The sequence below is a fragment of the Flavobacterium sp. genome (assembly GCF_049318325.1).
Taxonomy (GTDB): Bacteria; Bacteroidota; Bacteroidia; order Flavobacteriales; family Flavobacteriaceae; genus Flavobacterium.
On the sequence record NZ_JBMOGQ010000037.1, the window covers coordinates 1 to 18857 of the forward strand.

Below are 18857 nucleotides of genomic sequence, written 5' to 3' on the forward strand. Positions count from 1 at the left end.
AACAGAAAATAATCAGTTCCGAAGTTCGCAACTGACGCCAAGCGTGGGAACGTTACAGGTGATTTTCTCAGAATTTCTAAGAACTATTTGCTTGATTACCAAAATTTGGTAACTTTACCAAAAATGAAAAAAACATGGGAAGAAACACATCAATATCATTGGGAAATCATTTCGAGAGTTTTATAGAATCAACAGTTTCCAAAGGTCGTTTCAGTAACGCTAGTGAAGTAATACGCGCTGGACTTCGCCTTTTGGAAGAAGAAGAAAGCCGCATAATTGTTTTGCGAAATGCAATTCGTGAAGGAATTGAAAGTGGTCGGGCAGTTGACTTTGATGCTAAAAAGCATTTGGAAACTCTCAAGGCTAGAAAAAAATAATGGCCAAGTTTTATTTAAATAACAAAGCCGTTGATGACTTAAATGACATTTGGGATTATACAGTAAAAACTTGGTCTGAAAATCAAGCTGAGATATATTACTTGTTACTTATGGATTCTTGTCAAGAATTGGTAAATAAACCAAATCAAGGCAAATCATATGACATCGTGGAAAAAAATGTTTTAGGCTTTAAAACTGGTGAACATATTATTTTCTATCAAATAGTTTCTAGGGAGGAAATTGAAGTTGTTAGAATTCTACATGGAATGATGGATATGAAAAAACCCCTATAACAGCGGTTTTATCAACTGCTAAGCTCGCTCTTCTCTGGAAAATTGCTTCGCCAGTTCGGCTTACAGCCTCGGGTCAAAAGGAGTTTTGTACTTGAAATAATTAGTGATAAATTTATTGCAGCTACTACTAGCCGCGCGTAAGCGGTGATTTAAAAAAATAAAGTGAAACATAAGTTATTTCAAATTGACGCATTTACGGATACAATTTTTGGAGGAAATCCTGCTTGTGTTGTACCATTGGACAAATGGTTGCCAGACGAAATCTTGTTAAAAATAGCAAAAGAAAACGCAGTTGCTGAAACAGCTTTTTTTGTTGACAAAGGAGAGAAAATTCATTTAAGGTGGTTTACGCCTGAAATTGAAATGGATTTGTGTGGACATGCTACACTTGCTACAGCTCATAGTTTAGCGACTATTCTTGACTATAAAAAAGATGAAATTATCTTTGAAACATTAAGCGGCGACTTAATTGTTAAAGTTGAAAATGGCCATTATAAAATGGACTTCCCCTCAAGAATGCCTGTTGCCGACATCTTGCCAACAACAATTTCAAAATCGTTAAATATTCAACCAAAAGAAATTCTAAAATCAAGAGACTATGTTTTGGTGTATGAAAACGAAACAGAAATTAGAAATATTAAAATTGACAGACAATTATTCGAGCAAATAAATCTTGACCCAGGAGGTGTAATTGTAACAGCAATTGGTGATAACTGCGATTTCGTTTCAAGATTTTTTACACCACAAGCATCTATTTTAGAAGACCCTGTAACAGGTTCAGCACATTGTTCTCTAATTCCATTTTGGGCGAAAAGACTTAACAAAAAAGAACTTAATGCACAACAAGTTTCTGAACGATTAGGCAAACTTTATTGTGAAAACAAAGGAGACCGAGTTATTATTAGTGGACAAGCAAAAACTTATTCAATTGGAAACTTTTGGACAGAATAAACAATAACTAAAAGCACCTACAAGAATTTGGCGTTTCAGTTCTTAAATGAAGCTTTTTTCTTCGTATCAAGTTTTTTTTATTCTCAAAAATACGTTTTTTCTTCCAAATTTATTGTACATTTGAAACACCACAGTTTGAATTTCACAAATATCATCAATCCGAAGATTATTAACTAATATATTAATATTAGCTACTCTATTATGAATGGCAAAGAAATAGTTGAAAGACTTGGATTACAGGAGCATCCCGAAGGAGGATTTTATAAAGAAACTTATAGGTCGAATCAGAATATAGAAACAGATAAAAATGTTTTCAGAAACATTAGTACTGCAATATATTTTCTCTTGGAAAATGAAAACATATCATTATTTCATCGAATTAAATCTGATGAATTATGGTTCTTTCATCAAGGAGAAGCTTTGGAAATCGTATTTATAAAAGAGGGCGTTTTAAATACAATCATATTGGGAAATAATCTAGAAAACGGAGAAGTGGTTCAAGCAACAATTCCAGCAAATACATGGTTTGCCTCAAGGGTTAAGAATTTAAAAGGATTCTCGCTTGTTAGTTGCACTGTTGCTCCAGGCTTTGATTTTGCAGATTTTGAATTAGCTAAGAGAGAAGATTTAATAAATGAATTCCCTAATTTGAAAGAAACTATTGAAAAATTTACCAAGAAATAAAAACTTAAACCACATAGGTTTTTTGTCATTGCTATTTTTTAGATCAGGAAGGCGTTAATTTCATTTTTTTGAAATAGGTCAAAGTTATTTGAATCCGACACTGTCAGAAGCATTACGATCTGGCCGTTATGAAAAAACTTGACCATAAGAAAATATATTAACTAACAGCCTTGTTTTTAGTAAATTAAATTACTCTATAAAAAAAATAAAATATGCAGAAGCCAAGTAATCATAAAAGAGAGTCAAAACGAATAGAGAGTTTAAAATCATATTTAGTATTAGATACCGAATCAGAGGAAGAAATAGATAATCTAACTCAACTTGCCTCAGAAATTTGCGAAACTCCAATTTCTCTTGTTAGCCTAATAGATGATGACAGACAGTGGTTCAAGTCTAAAATTGGCCTAGAGGTAAATGAAACCAGTCGTGATTTAGCATTTTGCGCACACGCCATTAACGAAACAGATGATTTATTTATTATAGAAGACGCAAGAAAAGATAAGCGTTTTTTTGATAACCCATTGGTAACAAGTGACCCTTTTGTAATATTCTATGCTGGAGTTGTATTAAAAAGCGATGAAGATCTTCCCTTGGGAACACTCTGTGTAATTGACAATTCACCACGAAAATTAAGTGACAAACAAATTAGATCACTTAAAACAATTTCAAAGCAGATTATGAATCTGCTTAATTACAAGAAAAGCATGCGTAAGCAAGAAGAATTAAGGATTCAATTGGTACAAAAAAATCGGGAACTAGAAAGATTTGCATCTATTGCAGCGCATGACTTAAAATCCCCATTAGCAAATATTATGAGTGCTGCTAATCTATTTTCTGAAATATACGCTTCACAAATAGACCCCCAAGGAAACCTACTTATTGATTCAATTGAAAAGTCAGGACAGCGCTTAAAAATGCTGGTTGATGGCTTATTAGAATTTACAAAAATTGACGACTTAAGTTTAGTAACTAAGACTAAAGTAAATTTAATCAAACTAACAAAAGATCTTACTAAATTAATTGGCAATAAGGATAATATAAAAATTTCTTTAAACACCAATTTAACAACCATTAAAACACATCCAATATTACTTGATCAGATACTAATCAATTTATTTTCAAATTCTTTAAAATATAGCAATAAAAAAATAGCTGAAATCGAACTTTGTGTTTCCGAAAATTCAAGCCATTATTTATTTATAGTAAAAGACAATGGCCCCGGGATTTCAAAAAAGGATCAAGCTACAATCTTTAATTTATTTCAGATTGCATCAGCTGAAGATCAATATGGCAATAAAGGCAATGGAATTGGTTTGGCAACAGTAAAGAAAATCATAGAAAAACTCGGAGGCAAAATTCACGTGAAATCTGAAGAAGGCCAAGGAGCTGAATTTCATTTTTCAATTTCTAAATAATAGGGTTTAAAACAAGTACTTTATTGTCTTTGGAAATTGATTTTCTGACCTACATTCATTCCGTTATTATTGGCTAAAACACCACACATGTGGAATAACATTCGGGCACCAACATTACCATCCCAATCGGTTTCCCCCGGAGCGACTTCAACCAAATCAAATCCGATAATTTCCTTACCACTGGCGGCTAATTTGTTAAACAAATAAGTAGCTTGTTCAAATGAAAAACCTCCGGGAACCGGAGTTCCTGTATTGGGGCAATACCATGGGTACATTCCATCTATATCAAAACTGATGCAAACTTTTTGCGGTAAGCTTGCGATAATAGCATCGCATTGCTCCGACCAAGTTTTGCCTTCAAACATTTCTATTTTTAAATCAGCATCGGTATTTACCAAAACTCTTCCATTAGCTTCTTGCACTACTGCTACTTCTTGTTCACAGAAATCGCGAATACCCACCTGAACTAGTTTCGAAATCTGTGGGATATGTAAAGCATTGTACATTATTGATGCGTGAGAATACGTAAATCCTTCATAAGCAATACGTAAATCCATGTGAGCATCAAGATGCAAAATCCCAAAATCATCATGAATGGAAGCCAAAGCTTCGTAATATCCTAAAGGCGTTGAATGGTCGCCTCCAAGAAGAGCCACTTTTTTGCCTTGGCTCATCCAAAACAATACTTTTTCTTTGACTTCAGTATGTAAGTCGCGACAAATTTTGTTAATGGTTTGTAAATCTGAAAGTAAACTTGGGTGATTATTTAAATCTTCTCCTTTTTCGAGTGCCTGAATTATAGGTTGTGCTAATGCTTTGTAGCTATTAGAATTTCTTTTCCAATGTTCAGGTGCTTCATCATAATACATTCCCAACTTCCATAACTCCGGAAAATCCTGATGGTTTAAATCTACCTGAAATGAAGCATTCAAAACAGATTCAGGGCCATCAGAAGCTCCAGCTCCATAACTTACTGTTACTTCCCATGGTACAGGAATAATAATTATTTCTGATTGTTCAGCTGAGAATGGCAACCCAAAAATGGTGGCATCTGCTAAACCAGGTTGACTTGGATCAAAAGTATCTATGATTTGTTGTTTAGTCATTGTTCAAAAGTTATAAAGTGACAAAGTTATCCCGAAGTTTCGGGATTGCAAAGTATTTTTGGCATGGATGTAAAAAAGAAAACCATCTCGTTCTAAAAAGGAGATGGTTTTCTTAATTAGTAAATTTTAATTTATTCTTTTATAAACTTATAAGATACTTTAGCATTATTGAAATACACATTATAAATACCTTTAGCTAAAGAAGTAATATCTATACTTTGTTCGTTAGAAAACACCCCTTTTGTCAAAACTGTTTGCCCTAACATATTGTAGATGGTTACACTTTCGTTACTGTCAAAATCTCCTTTAACATTTAAAGAATTTGTCGCCGGATTTGGATACAAAACAAAGTCATTTTTAATAACATCAGTAATCCCTAAGAATGGAAGAACAGTAAGAGTGAATGTTCTTTGAACGTTTGAAGCACCACTAGTAGCCGTCATCGTAATAGTATATGTTCCCGGTTCTAAAACAGTTCCGGTAACAGGTGATTGGGTTAAAGAAGCATCACAATTATCATTTATTGGGTTAGCCAATGAAGCATAACTTGGTAAAGTGTAGGTGTTAGTTGCATCAGCGGTAACCGTTTGGTTCGCTATAGTTGCCATAGTCAATGGTATTACAGGCATAGTATATCCTCTGTCTGAGAATTTTTCAGTAAATACTTGGATGTCTGCACAAGGAAAATTCAAGTTGATTGCTGCTTGTCTTACGGCTATGGCAGACGTTTGTTGATTGCTTGAACTATTAGTTAATGCTAATCCGTTTAAAAATGCTTTATCCATTTTAGTTCTTCCAACCACATCATAAATCTGCATTAAGGCAGTAGCCCAAACTTGACCGTCTGTATGAGCCGCCCCACCTTGCAAACCAACTAAATCACCCGGATAAGCACCAAAATAATCGGTAGTTCTTCCGTTCCAGCATACATTATGTCCGTCCCATTTGAATATCCATTGATATGATGCATCTGTTGGTTGTAATTGGTTGTAACTTCTGTGGAATGATTGCGCCCAATAATCTCCATTTCCTTCTCCTATGTATGGCGAAGTACTTCCATTGGTCATCCAATCATGAATCCCGTGTCCAAACTCATGCATAATAACATCTGAATCTTCAGCATCATCAACGCAACCTTCACCAAAAGCCAAAGAATCTGAAGATGGCAAGTAATGAGAATTATCGGCTCCGCTTAACCCTGAAGAATCAAATCTTAAAACACCACTGTTTAGTGAAGGTCTACAATTTATTCCTAGTGTTTCATTGATATATCTTAAACCCATGTCTAAGTGATAAAAGATATTTACTGCTTCAAAAGCATTATTATCTCTGGTAAAATTAAAAGCGCTTGTAGCTTGAGTAAACACCCCTGTATTTGGTGCTTCGAAATCTGAAATGTCTACATAAGAGCTTTTTAATCTGTATACACCAGATGTAAAATCAATTTCCAGTAAAGTAACGGAGGTTCTTGCAGCAGCCAGTTGTGTAGTATTTGCATCATTTCCGTCAACATAGCCTGTTGCACCATAGGTAGCACGGGCAAAAGACAAAGGATTGGTCAAATACACCATTGCAGTTCCGGTAGTAAAAGCTAAAGGAGCGATAGAAACAGATGGAATTGTTTTTTCAACAGCAGCTGTATTTGTTTTTTTATGGTGATAAACAGCCTCATCATAAGTACCAATGATAGTTGCATTTTGAGCATCAACTAAAACCACCCAACTACCATTACCACTAGCAGGATTTGTAACTACTCTGTAAACCAATTTAGTTTGGTCATTTACAGCCATTACGTATAATTTATTTTCCGCCACAGTGTATTCGCAAGTAAATTTCAAACTTTCTTTAGAGGCATATAAAGCGGCCTCAGCTGAAATACTTGGAGTAGTTACAATATTTTGTATGGCATCATTATAAGAATCTGATGTGAAAACTAATTCTTTACTTGGATTGAAATTTACTACAATTTCTGAGTGATAAACTGGTACATCATTCATCATGTGTTGAAAACGAAGTGTTTCTCCAGCATCACTTTTGAAAACAAACGAAAGTTTGAATGCGTCAGTTGGTTTAATTTTTAAATCCGCAGCATGAGTCGTTATCCATTTTCTTGCAGCTCCTTCATATTCAGAAACTTGAGCGTTTGCGGTAAATGATAATACAATCAATGCTACAATTGCAAAGTGTAATTTTAATTTCATTTTTATGGTTGTTGGATTAATAATGAATTGCAAATCAACGAATTGTTTTTTAGAAATCAAATTATTTCAAAGACAAAATTCCTTGTTTTAATATTTGTCCGAAATCATACATATCTTCAAAAGAACAGTAGAAAGGAACTGGAGCGAAACGGATTACATTGGGTTCACGCCAATCTGTAATGACTCCATTTTTCATAAGATAGTCAAACAAACTTCTGCCTTGTCCGTGTAGAAAAACAGAAAGTTGACATGCTCGTTCTTCTTGATTGGCCGGTGTTATAATTTCAAATTCGGTTCCGTCAATTTCCTTATCAATTTCATGCAAAATGAATTCTAAATAAGCTGTTATTTGATTTCTTTTTCTAATAAGCTTTTCCATTCCAACTTCGGCAAACATTTCTACAGAAGCCAAATAAGGCGCTAAAGACAAAATGGGTAAATTACTAATCTGCCAGCCATCGGCTCCAACAATAGGATCATATTCTGGTTCCATTTTGAAACGACGTTCTTTATTATGTCCCCACCAACCGCCAAATCGCGACAAATCTTTATTGGCATGGTGTTTTTCGTGAATAAAACAACCCGAAGCATTTCCTGGTCCGGAATTCATATATTTATACGAACACCAAGCGGCAAAATCAATATTCCAATCGTGCAATTCTAGTTTTATATTTCCAGCGGCATGTGCCAAGTCAAAACCTACCATTGCGCCTATTCTGTGACCGGCTTCTGTGATGGATTTCATATCAAAAACTTGTCCGGTATAATAATTAACGCCACCAATAAGCACTAATGCTAACTCATCGCCAACTTCATTTATTTTGGCAATAATATCTTCTAATCGTATGTTGTGCTCGCCTTCTCTTCTTTTGATTTCTACAATGGCATCTTCGGCTTTGTAACCATGAAAATTAACTTGTGTTTGAAACATATATTGATCGGAAGGAAATGCTTTTTCTTCGCAAATTATTTTATACCGAGCTTTTGTTGGACTATAAAACGACACCATTAATAAATGCAAATTTACCGTCAAGGTGTTCATGACAGTAACTTCGGATGGTTTTGCTCCGACTAATTTACTCAACGGATTAGCAAATCGTTCATGATAATCCCACCAAGGTTTTTCGGCATAGAAATGTCCTTCTACTGCCAGATTTGCCCAATCATTCATTATATCATCAACATATTTTTTGGTCCGTTTAGGTTGCAATCCTAAAGAATTTCCAGTAAAATAGATTACGTTTTTACCATTGTGTTGGGGAAAAAGAAATTCGTTGCGATAGTGTTGCAATTCGTCTTGCGTGTCGAGTTTTTGAGCAAATTCACGTGTATTTTGAAAAGTCATCGGTATATTTTAGTATGAGTGGTAAAAGTAAAAAAAAGGTATAAGAAAAAAGGAATAAGGGATAAGTTTTAATTAGTTAATAGCCCTAGCCTAGACAATGGAAAGCCTTTTCTATTGTTTTGTGCTTCGACAAGCTAAGCATAACAAAACAATAAAAAAGATTGTAACGGAAAGCGGAACAAAGCTTAAAAAAAATCCCGTCGTTGCTGACAGGATTTATTTTACTATTTATTATCGATTAAATAATCAACATGGCGTCTCCATATGAATAGAAACGGTATTTTTCTTTGATTGCTTCTTCATAGGCTTTTTTCATCAAATCATGCCCACAAAATGCAGAAATCATCATCAATAAAGTTGATTTTGGCGTGTGAAAATTAGTCACCATACAATCGGCTATACTAAAATCGTGAGGTGGAAAAATAAATTTGTTTGTCCAACCTGTAAATGGATTTAAGGTTCTTTGCGATGAAACTGAACTTTCAATAGCACGCATTGAAGTCGTTCCGATGCAACAAACTTTGCTCTTTCTTGCCTTTGCTTCATTTACAATATCGCAAGCTTCCTGGTTTATAATTAACTCTTCTGAGTCCATTTTGTGTTTTGATAAATCTTCCACTTCTACTGGATTGAAAGTTCCCAAACCGACATGTAATGTTACCTCAGCAAAGTTGATTCCTTTGATTTCCAATTTCTTTAAAAGATGTTTAGAAAAATGTAAACCGGCTGTTGGAGCGGCCACTGCACCTTCTTCTTTAGCATAAATAGTTTGGTAACGCTCTGCATCTTCTTCGGTAACTTCACGATTTATGTATTTTGGAATTGGAGTTTCGCCAAGCTCAGTGAGTTTTCTTCTAAATTCGTCATACGAACCATCATATAAAAAACGTAATGTTCTTCCACGAGAAGTGGTATTGTCTATCACCTCAGCTACTAATGAATCATCGTCGCCAAAGTATAATTTGTTTCCGATTCTAATTTTACGAGCTGGATCAACTAAAACATCCCAAAGACGTTGTTCGGCATTTAATTCTCTTAACAAGAAAACTTCAATACGCGCACCCGTTTTTTCTTTATTTCCATACATACGAGCAGGGAAAACTTTAGTATTGTTCAAAATCATTACATCACCATCGTCAAAATAATCAATAATGTCTTTGAATGTTTTATGTTCAATAGTTTTTGTTTTTCTGTTGACAACCATTAATCTAGATTCGTCACGATTTTCAGCAGGAAATTCAGCTAATAATTCGGCTGGAAGATTGAAGTTGAAATGAGATAATTTCATATTAGGATTTTTGATTAAGGATTTAGGATTTAGGATTCTATTACCCAAATATAAATCGATTGCAAATATACTATCGTGAGATAGCGAATGTCAAGTAAAATGGATTTTATTTTTATTTTTACTATTTTCGCAACAAAATTCGGGATGTAGCGCAGCCTGGTAGCGTACTAGCATGGGGTGCTAGGGGTCGCTGGTTCGAATCCAGTCATCCCGACTTTTATACTTCTTCTATTGCAAACCCTATTGATTTTAAATCAATCCAAAAAGCGGGATAGGATTTTGAAACTACTTCGGCTTCTTCAATTATGATATCGGTTTTTAACGCTAATGGTGCAAATGCCATTGCCATCCGGTGGTCTTGGTAGGTTTTTATAGCCACCACGTCCTTTGGAAACCTCTCCAAAGGAGGAGAATAAGACTGCAATGTTAGACTAACATTGGTAATAGAAACTGAAGCACCTAATTTTGACAATTCTGTTTTTAATGCCTCTAACCTATCGGTTTCTTTAATTTTGAGCGTGTGTAATCCTGTTAAATGACACCCTATTCCTAATCCGAAGCAAGTTACGGCTATTGTTTGTGCTATGTCGGGGGAATCATTAAGATTTAGGATTAAGGATTTAGGAATTGGGATTTGGAATCTCCTTAAATGAATTTTATTATTATCAAAAATCGTTTCCACTCCGAAGTCTTTATAAATTTCAGCTAGAACCGAATCACCTTGTAGGCTATTTTTTTTATAGCTCGATAATGTGATTTCAGTTCCAATTTCGGACAAAGCGATTACTGAATAAAAATAGGAAGCTGATGACCAATCGGATTCAACTATTAGGGGTAAGGGATTAGGGACATAAGATAAGGATTTAACCGTAATTTTATTTCCGACGAAAGATGTTTCGACACCAATTTCGTTTAATAAACTCAAAGTCATTTTGATATAGGGAACAGATGTAATTTCACCTTCTAAAGTAAGTTCCAAGCCGTTTTCGAGTTTTGGCGCAATGAGTAGCAATGCAGAAATATATTGACTACTGACATTGGCTGAAAGTGAAACTTTGTTTTGTATTAGCTTCTTTCCTTTTATTCTTATAGGCGGAAAACCTTCATTTAATTCGTAGCTGATTTCAGCACCAAGTTGTCTCAATGCATCTACTAAAATTTTAATAGGTCTTTCTTGCATTCGAGAAGAACCTGTCAACACTACTTCCCGATTTTCTTGTATAGCAAAAAATGCTGTTAGAAATCGCATGGCAGTTCCGGCATGATTCACTTCGACAAGCTCAGTTTGATAATCTGTAGAGAGCGCTTTAGCCATTACTTCAGAATCCTCCGAATTGGAGGTGTTTTCTAAAATCAAATTTGGATACAACGCCTGAAGCAACAGCAACCTATTGGTTTCTGATTTGCTTCCGGTGATTGAGATTGCCGATTGAAGATTAACGGTTGAAGATTTTAGAAGTAAATTCATTTTGTTATTTCACAGAGATAGACAGAGAAGCACGAAGATAAACAGAGAAAATCTTAATTCTACTTCAGTTTATCATTATTATGATGACGATTGTGATCGCGGTTGGTTTTTAAATCCATTTTTTTATCAAAAGCGGCTTGCAAATCGATTCCGGTTTGGTTGGCCAAACACAAAACTACAAAAACCACATCGGCTAATTCTTCACCAAGATCTTTATTTTTATCGCTTTCTTTTTCCGATTGTTCTCCGTAGCGCCGTGCAATTATTCTTGCCACTTCGCCTACTTCTTCGGTGAGTTGCGCCATGTTTGTTAGTTCGTTGAAGTAGCGAACTCCGTGGTTTTTAATCCAATTGTCTACTTCTAGTTGGGAGTTTTTTAGGTTCATATTATTCCTTATTTTTTGTATCAATAATTATAGTTACCGGTCCGTCATTTAGAAGTGCTACTTTCATGTCGGCTCCAAATTTTCCGGTTTGGACTTTTTTGCCCAGTTCGTTTTCCATTTGTGTTATAAACGATTCGTATAATGGAATCGCTGTTTCGGGTTTTGCCGCTTTGATATAAGAAGGTCGATTTCCTTTTTTAGTGTTAGCGTGCAAGGTAAACTGACTGACAATTATCATATCGCCACCAACTTCTTTCAATGACAAATTCATCACGTCGTTTTCATCTCCAAAGATTCTTAGATTGGCAATTTTTGACGTTAACCAATTAAGGTCTTCGTTGTTATCGGCATCTTCAAAACCAACTAAAACCAACAATCCTTTTTGGATATTGGCAACAACTTTATTATCTATTGTAACGGAACAGGAAGTAACTCTTTGGATTACTGCTTTCATTAATAAAATCTTAAAGTTAAAAATTGGAAAGTCGGAAGCCATTTTACGTTTGACTTTACGACTATAGACCTTTGACTATTTTCGGGTTTCATCACTGGCAATTCGATCATCATTATAAACATCGGAACGATAATGCTCGTCATCTCCTTCCAAAATTTTTAGGTAACTATTGTAGCGAGACCAAGCTATTTTGTTTTCTTCTAAAGCTTTTTTGACAGCGCAATTTGGTTCTTCTTTATGTAGGCAATTATTGAATTTACATTCGTTTTGCAACTTAAAGAATTCAGGAAAATAGCCACTCACTTCCGAAGGTTCCATATCTACAATTCCAAAACCTTTTATACCCGGTGTATCGATTATTTTCGCACCAAAAGATAAGTCGTACATTTCGGCAAAAGTTGTTGTGTGTTGCCCTTGCTTACTTTGTTCGGAAATGTTTTTTGTTTTTAGGCTCAAATTGGGTTCTAATGCATTTACCAAAGTAGATTTTCCAACGCCAGAATGTCCGGAGAACATAGATACTTTTCCTGTCATCATGCCTTTTAATTCATCTAATCCTTTCTTTTCTATAGCCGAGACTTTTAGAAACTTATAGCCAATTTCAGAATAGATGTATTGCAAATAAAGTTGCTCATCTTTCATGGCTTCATCAAATGTATCTATCTTATTGAAAACCAAAACGGTTTCAATGCCATACGCTTCAGCAGTTACCAAAAATCGATCAATAAAACTGGTTGTGGTTGGCGGATTATCGATGGTAATCAAAAGAAAAACAACATCAATATTGGACGCAATAATATGGGTTTGTTTTGAGAGGTTTACCGATTTTCTAACGATATAATTCCTTCTATCGTGAATATTGTGAATTTGACCTATAGTTTCATCGGTAGTATTATCCAATTCAAAATCTACAACATCACCTACTGCAATTGGGTTAGTACTTTTGATGCCTTGCATCCGGAATTTTCCTTTGATTCGGCATTCAAAAACCTTACCATCATTGGTTTTCACTGTATAGGAACTTCCGGTAGATTTATAAACGAGTCCTGTCAAAATTAATTATGAGTTACGAAATGAATGACAAAGGTAAAAAATTGCAACTGCAGTTGACTTATTTTATCCATTAATGATTTTTTCCTGATGGCTGATACTTTCCTGGTGAATGGCTTTGAAAATTTTAAGAATAAACTCTTCGCTCAGTCCTTTTTCTTCTCCATTTAATATCATTTTCCCTAGAATTTCATTCCATCTTTTGTTTTGTAAAACGGCTACGTTTTTTTCTTTCTTTAAAGCCCCAATTTGTTCGGCAACTTTCATTCTATTGCCAAGTAATTCTAATAATTTGATATCAGCAATATCAATATTGGCTCTAAGTTTTATCATTTTTGTATTGAAATCATCATCTTCTGTAGTTATTTTTTTAACTTTTAAATCTTCAAAAATCTGTTTTAAAACGGCTGGTGTTACTTGTTGCGCTGCGTCGCTCCATGCATTATCTGGGTCAACATGCGTTTCGATCATTAATCCATTATAATTTAAATCCAATGCTTGTTGTGACACTTCAAGTATCATATCTCTTTGACCTGTAATATGCGATGGGTCGCAAATCAAAGGTAAATCAGGAAAACGGCTTTGCAATTCGATAGCAATTTGCCATTCTGGAATGTTTCTGTATTTTGTTTTTTCATAAGTCGAAAATCCTCTGTGAATTACCCCTAGTTTTTTAATTCCTGCATTATAAAGACGTTCAACGCCACCAATCCACAAGGCTAAATCTGGATTTACTGGATTTTTTACCAAAACAATTTTATCTGTTCCTGCTAAAGCATCGGCAATTTCCTGAACGGCAAAAGGATTTACCGTCGTTCTGGCGCCAATCCAAAGCACATCAATATCATGTTCCAAAGCTAATTTTACGTGTGCTGCATTCGCAACTTCAATAGCCATTAACAATCCCGTTTGGGCTTTTGCTTTTTGTAACCATTTTAAACCAATAGCACCAACCCCTTCAAATCCCCCCGGACGCGTTCTTGGCTTCCATATTCCTGCCCTAAAAACCGACACTTTAGAATCTTTTAATTCATGTGCAATTTTCAACACTTGATCTTCAGTTTCTGCACTGCAGGGTCCGGCAATTACTAATGGATGCATTAGTTTAAAATCATCCAACCATTTCCTATTTTCACTCGTTATATTCATAGCTCATTATCTTTTGTAAAATTAGTTATTTTTTGTTTAAACACTTTGCTACCATAATTTTATTCAAATGGAAGATTTATTCTTTCTTTATTTAATTATTACATTTGCTTCAAATAATTTCCTATGTCGATAGAAGTTCAAAATATTTCCAAAAGTTATGGTGCCCAAAAGGCATTAGATAATGTGTCTTTTTCAGTAAAAAAAGGAGAAATTGTTGGTTTCCTTGGTCCGAATGGTGCCGGAAAATCAACTTTGATGAAAATTTTGACCACCTTTCTGAATGCAGATGAAGGCTTGGCCACTGTGAATGGAAATGATGTAAGCGAAAATCAAAAAGCCGTGCAACTTTCAATTGGTTATTTGCCAGAACACAATCCAATGTATTTGGATTTGTATGTTCGTGAATATTTGGCATTCAATGCTGATGTATATAAAGTTTCGAAATCTCGTATTGAAGAAGTTATTCATCTAACGGGTTTATCTCATGAAAGTCATAAAAAAATAGGCCAATTATCGAAAGGTTTTCGTCAGCGTGTGGGTTTGGCAACCGCTTTACTCCATAATCCTGATGTTTTAATTTTAGATGAACCAACAACCGGATTGGATCCAAATCAATTAATGGAAATTAGAAACGTAATTAAAAATGTTGGAAAAGACAAAACCGTTTTTCTTTCTACGCATATTATGCAGGAAGTGGAAGCCATTTGTGACCGTGTTATCATTATTGACCACGGAAAAATTGTAACTGATAAAAAACTAGACAAATTAGTTTCGGAAGAAAAGGAGCAAATCATTGAAGTGGAATTTGACAAAGCTATTGATGAAGCTTTATTGGCTGTCTTATCAAATATCAAAACATATAAAAATACAAGTGGAAATCTTTGGATATTAACCTTCAACACTGAAGAAGATATGCGCCCTAAAGTGTTCGATTTTGCTCATTATAATGGACTGAAAACATTACAGATTAGCTTGAAAAGCAAAAATCTCGAAGAAATTTTCAGAGAAAAAACTAAGAAAAAATAAACAAAAAGTTCCTAACTATGTGGTTTTTATGGGAAAATCACATGACCTGTATACAAAGCATCAAGCGGAGTGTGCACTGGTGGTAAATTTTTCAAGACCAGATTTCCTGTACTATTCAAAACACCTGTAACACTCTGAATAGGATTTACAATCATATCATTGGAACCTCTATGATAAACAACAATATTTTGAGCCACTAAATTCTGAGCTTCAATACGTCCATCACCAAAATAGAAATTAAAATTGGCATTGTTCGTTTGACCAGAAAGATAATATCGTGACACATTATTATTACCAATCGTCAATGAATTATTATTGATTTCCAAAATAAAGTCCCCAGTTCCAGCACCACTTTCGCCATCGGCATCTCTATCACAGGAAATGATATTTAAATTTGGAAAAGTTAAAACACCATTGGAACTAATATCTCTATCGGTTTTTGAATAGATTTCTTCTAAAGTTGGTGTGGTAATAAATATTTTAGTTTGGCCATAATCCCGAACCCAATTGCATCCCGAATTATCCTTAAAAACCAATTGGTTTCCATATTGTTTTACTTCTATGTCATTAATGAAATTTTCTCCTGCTTGTATCTGTACTTTTGTTTCTGCGCCTTCAGTAATCACAACTTCAATACCGCGATACACTTTTATTTTGCTAAAAGCTTCAACAGGAATATCCTTAATCTTTGTAGCGCCAGCACTTTCAATACATTCGCTTGGTCTTTCACACGACACGAACGTAAGCGAACTCGCAACACAAATGAATAAATATAACAAAATCAATACAAAAAACTTCTTCATAGTTGCCATTTTATAATCTCACACCAATTCCAAACTCCAATGCTTCCGCTAAAAACATATGGGTTTTAATCGTAAACCCACCAAATATTTTATCGGTAAAATAATATTTTATTCCCACTCTGTCATATACAGGAATATCCTTTTTAAAAGGCTGATAGACATAATAACCCACTTGTGCTTCAAGTGAAATTCTGTTAATAAACAATTCATGACCTATAAAAATACCCACGCGTTTATAATCAGTATTAGGATCTAAGCTTGCCTCAGGATAAGCCACTGAATAATATTGTATATAATCCTTAAAAGAGTTAGTTAAAAACAATTCTGTTCCTAGTTGCCATGCCGATTTTCTATTCAAGCGTTTATCAACATAAAAACCAATATGATAAAAAGGACGCTGGCCAGTTCTAATGATAGGACTTTCGTTTATTCCTGTTCTAAAAACAAAATTATATTTCAAAGGTTCACGGAATGATTTTTTAACATCCGAAGTGTCATTAACAACTTTCTTTTCATTCTCAAAATTGTAATTAAACCCAAGGTTTAACAAGTAAGTATTAATACCACTATTGGGCGATTTCAACCTTCCGTTTGAATAATGCGTAAACAATATTCCTGCGTGAAAACCAATATTTCCAAACAAATTTTGATTATCATAACTCAAACCAATATTTGTATTATCCATAATTCTAGTCCCAAAAGCCTTGTTCTTACTATTGTTAACCTTATCATACGGATTAGTCGTGAGCGCAACACCTTGAGCCAATTTCAACTGTAAATGCCTGTTTAAAAAATAAAAATTATAAAATCCTCCAACAGCATAACAAACCCCCAGTGGCTCACTCTTAAAATCCTGATACAAAAAATACCCACCATAATCCGGAAAATCATAAACTCGTTGCCATTCCTCTTTTCCATGCGTTTTCATGACAAAACTAAATAGCAAACCCTCAGGATGACCATTTACCAGCAGATGAATATCATCCCGATGCGGCAAAGTGTTGCCTCGCAGAAAAGAAGCCTCAACAGCATAAGTATCTTTATGCTGAGCCATAACAAAACTTGAAACTAATAAAAGTAAATAGAAAAAACGCCTCATTCTAAAATTTAAAACGCGCAAATATAGTAGAATATATTAAGGATGTTGATTTTTTAAAAATTTGTATAAAGTTAAAAAATACTTGATGCTATCGCCTTAATATTCTCTGCTTTGCCCATTGAATAGTAATGTAAAACTGGAATTCCAGCGGCGACCAACTCTTTACTTTGTTGTGTACACCATTCTATTCCTATTTGTTTAACAGCATCGTTATCTTTAGCTTTTACTACAGCCATTATCAAATCATCAGGCAATTCAAGACTAAATCGATGTGGAATTAAATTCAATTGTTTCTTTGTTGCAATAGGCTTTAAACCCGGAATAATTGGCACTGTAATTCCTGCAGCCCGACATTTATCAACATAATCAAAGTATTTTTTATTATCAAAAAACATTTGCGTTATGATATATTTTGCTCCGTTTTTTATCTTTTGTTTCAGGAAATGAATATCGCTATCCAAACTTGGTGCTTCCATGTGTTTTTCGGGATAACCCGCCACACCAATACAAAAATTTGTCTGAGCTGAATTCTTTAAATCTTCATCTAAATAAATTCCGTTATTTAGATTGCTTATTTGTAGCACCAAATCGGTAGCATACTCATTCCCGTCTTTTTCTGGATGAAAATAAGTTTCTGTTTTTAAGGCATCACCTCTCAACGCGACTACATTATCGATACCCAAAAAATCTAAATCTATCAATAAGTTCTCTGTGTCCTCTTTAGAAAAACCTCCGCACAAGATATGTGGAATCGCGTCAACATCATATTTATTCTGAATACCAGCACAAATACCGACTGTTCCCGGACGTTTTTTTACAATTTTTTTTTGCAAAAGTCCGCTTGGCAATTCCTTAAATTCATATTCTTCGCGATGATAAGTCACATCAATAAATGGCGGATTGAATTCCATTAATGGATCAATACTATCGAAAATAGATTGGATGTTTTGTCCTTTTAAAGGTGGTAAAATTTCAAATGAAAACAATGGTTTTCCGTTCGCGTTTTCTATATGTTGGGTTACTTTCATTTTTATATTTAGGATTTATGTATTAGGATTTGGGATTTAATCAGCAATATTTGGACTTAACCATTTTGTTGCTTTTTCTGTCGAAATTCCACGGCGTTTGGCGTAATCTATTACTTGGTCTTCTTTTATTTTTCCGAGTCCGAAATACTTACTTTCAGGGTTTCCAAAATAATATCCTGAAACGGATGATGCCGGCCACATCGCCATGCTTTCTGTCAATTTTACTCCGATTTCTTGTTCTACATTTAAGAGTTTCCAAATAGTTGGTTTTTCCAAATGATCAGGACATGCCGGATAACCCGGTGCTGGTCGAATACCTTTGTATCCTTCATCAATTAAATCTTGATTAGATAAACTTTCTTCAGAAGCATATCCCCAAATTTCCTTTCTTACTTTCAAATGCAAATATTCCGCGAAAGCTTCGGCCAATCTGTCGCCTAAGGCTTTTACTAAAATCGAATTGTAATCGTCTAATTGTTTTTCGAATTCGCTTGCTTTTTCATCAATACCAAAACCGGTTGTCACACAGAAACATCCAATATAATCTTGTTTTCCTGAATCTTTTGGTGCAATGAAATCGGCTAAAGCGATATTTGGTGCACCAGCCGTTTTTTGTGATTGTTGGCGTAAGGTTAAAAAAGTTGTCGGTTGTTGGTTGTTGGTTGTCGGTTGCACCAAAACATCATCATCATTGATGGTGTTTGCCAGGAAGATTCCGAGAATACCTTTAGCAG

The 18857-nt window shown here is 34.6% G+C and carries 19 protein-coding genes and 1 tRNA gene; 7 read left to right on the plus strand and 13 right to left on the minus strand.

The window, feature by feature from the left end; all coding sequences use genetic code 11:
• Positions 1-134 precede the first annotated feature (134 nt).
• From ACOYLP_RS05155 to ACOYLP_RS05175, 5 genes are all read left to right on the plus strand, one after another.
• Positions 135-377, plus strand: a complete 243-nt coding sequence (locus tag ACOYLP_RS05155) for a type II toxin-antitoxin system ParD family antitoxin (protein WP_422855115.1) — start codon at positions 135-137, stop codon at positions 375-377.
• Positions 377-670, plus strand: a complete 294-nt coding sequence (locus ACOYLP_RS05160) for a type II toxin-antitoxin system RelE/ParE family toxin (RefSeq protein WP_422855116.1) — start codon at positions 377-379, stop codon at positions 668-670. Before ACOYLP_RS05155 ends, ACOYLP_RS05160 begins: the two co-directional genes overlap by 1 nt.
• A gap of 162 nt (positions 671-832) precedes the next feature.
• The gene (locus tag ACOYLP_RS05165; RefSeq protein WP_422855117.1) at positions 833-1621 is read left to right on the plus strand and encodes a PhzF family phenazine biosynthesis protein; all 789 of its coding nucleotides are present in this window, start codon (positions 833-835) and stop codon (positions 1619-1621) included.
• A gap of 201 nt (positions 1622-1822) precedes the next feature.
• Positions 1823-2305 (plus strand): cupin domain-containing protein, encoded by a 483-nt coding sequence (locus tag ACOYLP_RS05170; RefSeq protein ID WP_422855118.1) that lies wholly within the window; start codon positions 1823-1825, stop codon positions 2303-2305.
• 212 nt (positions 2306-2517) lie between these two features.
• The gene (locus ACOYLP_RS05175; RefSeq protein ID WP_422855119.1) at positions 2518-3720 is read left to right on the plus strand and encodes a sensor histidine kinase; all 1203 of its coding nucleotides are present in this window, start codon (positions 2518-2520) and stop codon (positions 3718-3720) included.
• Between the two features lie 20 nt (positions 3721-3740).
• On the opposite strand, the gene ACOYLP_RS05180 is transcribed toward ACOYLP_RS05175, so the two are convergent.
• From ACOYLP_RS05180 to queA, 4 genes are all read right to left on the minus strand, one after another.
• Positions 3741-4826: an agmatinase family protein gene (locus ACOYLP_RS05180; RefSeq protein ID WP_422855120.1), complete on the minus strand. Its 1086-nt coding sequence runs from the start codon at positions 4824-4826 to the stop codon at positions 3741-3743.
• Between the two features lie 131 nt (positions 4827-4957).
• A complete protein-coding gene (locus ACOYLP_RS05185; RefSeq protein ID WP_422855121.1) occupies positions 4958-7027 on the minus strand; it encodes a T9SS type A sorting domain-containing protein in 2070 nt (689 codons plus the stop codon).
• Positions 7028-7088: 61 nt separating this feature from the next.
• Positions 7089-8372 carry a kynureninase gene (gene kynU / locus ACOYLP_RS05190; RefSeq protein ID WP_422855122.1) on the minus strand — a complete coding sequence of 428 codons (1284 nt, stop codon included), beginning with the start codon at positions 8370-8372 and terminating at the stop codon, positions 7089-7091.
• 238 nt (positions 8373-8610) lie between these two features.
• Positions 8611-9660 carry a tRNA preQ1(34) S-adenosylmethionine ribosyltransferase-isomerase QueA gene (queA, locus tag ACOYLP_RS05195; protein ID WP_422855123.1) on the minus strand — a complete coding sequence of 350 codons (1050 nt, stop codon included), beginning with the start codon at positions 9658-9660 and terminating at the stop codon, positions 8611-8613.
• A gap of 140 nt (positions 9661-9800) precedes the next feature.
• Here queA and ACOYLP_RS05200 point away from each other — a divergent pair.
• Positions 9801-9874: transfer RNA gene (locus tag ACOYLP_RS05200), tRNA-Pro, on the plus strand.
• A 3-nt stretch (positions 9875-9877) separates the two neighbouring features.
• Here ACOYLP_RS05200 and ACOYLP_RS05205 read toward each other — a convergent pair.
• The 5 genes from ACOYLP_RS05205 to ACOYLP_RS05225 form a co-directional block, all read right to left on the minus strand.
• Positions 9878-11128, minus strand: a complete 1251-nt coding sequence (locus ACOYLP_RS05205; protein WP_422855124.1) for a 3-phosphoshikimate 1-carboxyvinyltransferase — start codon at positions 11126-11128, stop codon at positions 9878-9880.
• A 59-nt stretch (positions 11129-11187) separates the two neighbouring features.
• Positions 11188-11514 (minus strand): nucleotide pyrophosphohydrolase, encoded by a 327-nt coding sequence (locus ACOYLP_RS05210; RefSeq protein ID WP_422855125.1) that lies wholly within the window; start codon positions 11512-11514, stop codon positions 11188-11190.
• 1 nt (position 11515) lies between these two features.
• Complete coding sequence (gene dtd, locus ACOYLP_RS05215) at positions 11516-11968, minus strand: D-aminoacyl-tRNA deacylase (protein WP_422855126.1); 453 nt, start codon at positions 11966-11968, stop codon at positions 11516-11518.
• A 75-nt stretch (positions 11969-12043) separates the two neighbouring features.
• Complete coding sequence (gene rsgA, locus ACOYLP_RS05220; protein ID WP_422855127.1) at positions 12044-13021, minus strand: ribosome small subunit-dependent GTPase A; 978 nt, start codon at positions 13019-13021, stop codon at positions 12044-12046.
• Between the two features lie 63 nt (positions 13022-13084).
• Complete coding sequence (locus ACOYLP_RS05225; protein ID WP_422855128.1) at positions 13085-14167, minus strand: chorismate mutase; 1083 nt, start codon at positions 14165-14167, stop codon at positions 13085-13087.
• A 123-nt stretch (positions 14168-14290) separates the two neighbouring features.
• Between ACOYLP_RS05225 and gldA the strand changes: the two genes are divergently transcribed.
• Positions 14291-15193: a gliding motility-associated ABC transporter ATP-binding subunit GldA gene (gene gldA / locus ACOYLP_RS05230; RefSeq protein WP_422855129.1), complete on the plus strand. Its 903-nt coding sequence runs from the start codon at positions 14291-14293 to the stop codon at positions 15191-15193.
• A 26-nt stretch (positions 15194-15219) separates the two neighbouring features.
• Here the strand turns inward: gldA and ACOYLP_RS05235 are convergent, their stop codons facing one another.
• The 4 genes from ACOYLP_RS05235 to ACOYLP_RS05250 form a co-directional block, all read right to left on the minus strand.
• Positions 15220-15996: a head GIN domain-containing protein gene (locus ACOYLP_RS05235; RefSeq protein WP_422855130.1), complete on the minus strand. Its 777-nt coding sequence runs from the start codon at positions 15994-15996 to the stop codon at positions 15220-15222.
• 10 nt (positions 15997-16006) lie between these two features.
• Positions 16007-17095, minus strand: coding sequence for an acyloxyacyl hydrolase (locus ACOYLP_RS05240; RefSeq protein ID WP_422855131.1), 1089 nt, complete (start codon positions 17093-17095; stop codon positions 16007-16009).
• A gap of 71 nt (positions 17096-17166) precedes the next feature.
• Positions 17167-18123 carry a methylenetetrahydrofolate reductase [NAD(P)H] gene (gene metF, locus ACOYLP_RS05245; RefSeq protein WP_422855132.1) on the minus strand — a complete coding sequence of 319 codons (957 nt, stop codon included), beginning with the start codon at positions 18121-18123 and terminating at the stop codon, positions 17167-17169.
• A 36-nt stretch (positions 18124-18159) separates the two neighbouring features.
• The coding region (locus tag ACOYLP_RS05250) for a vitamin B12 dependent-methionine synthase activation domain-containing protein (protein ID WP_422855133.1) at positions 18160-18857 on the minus strand (698 nt) is incomplete at its 5' end.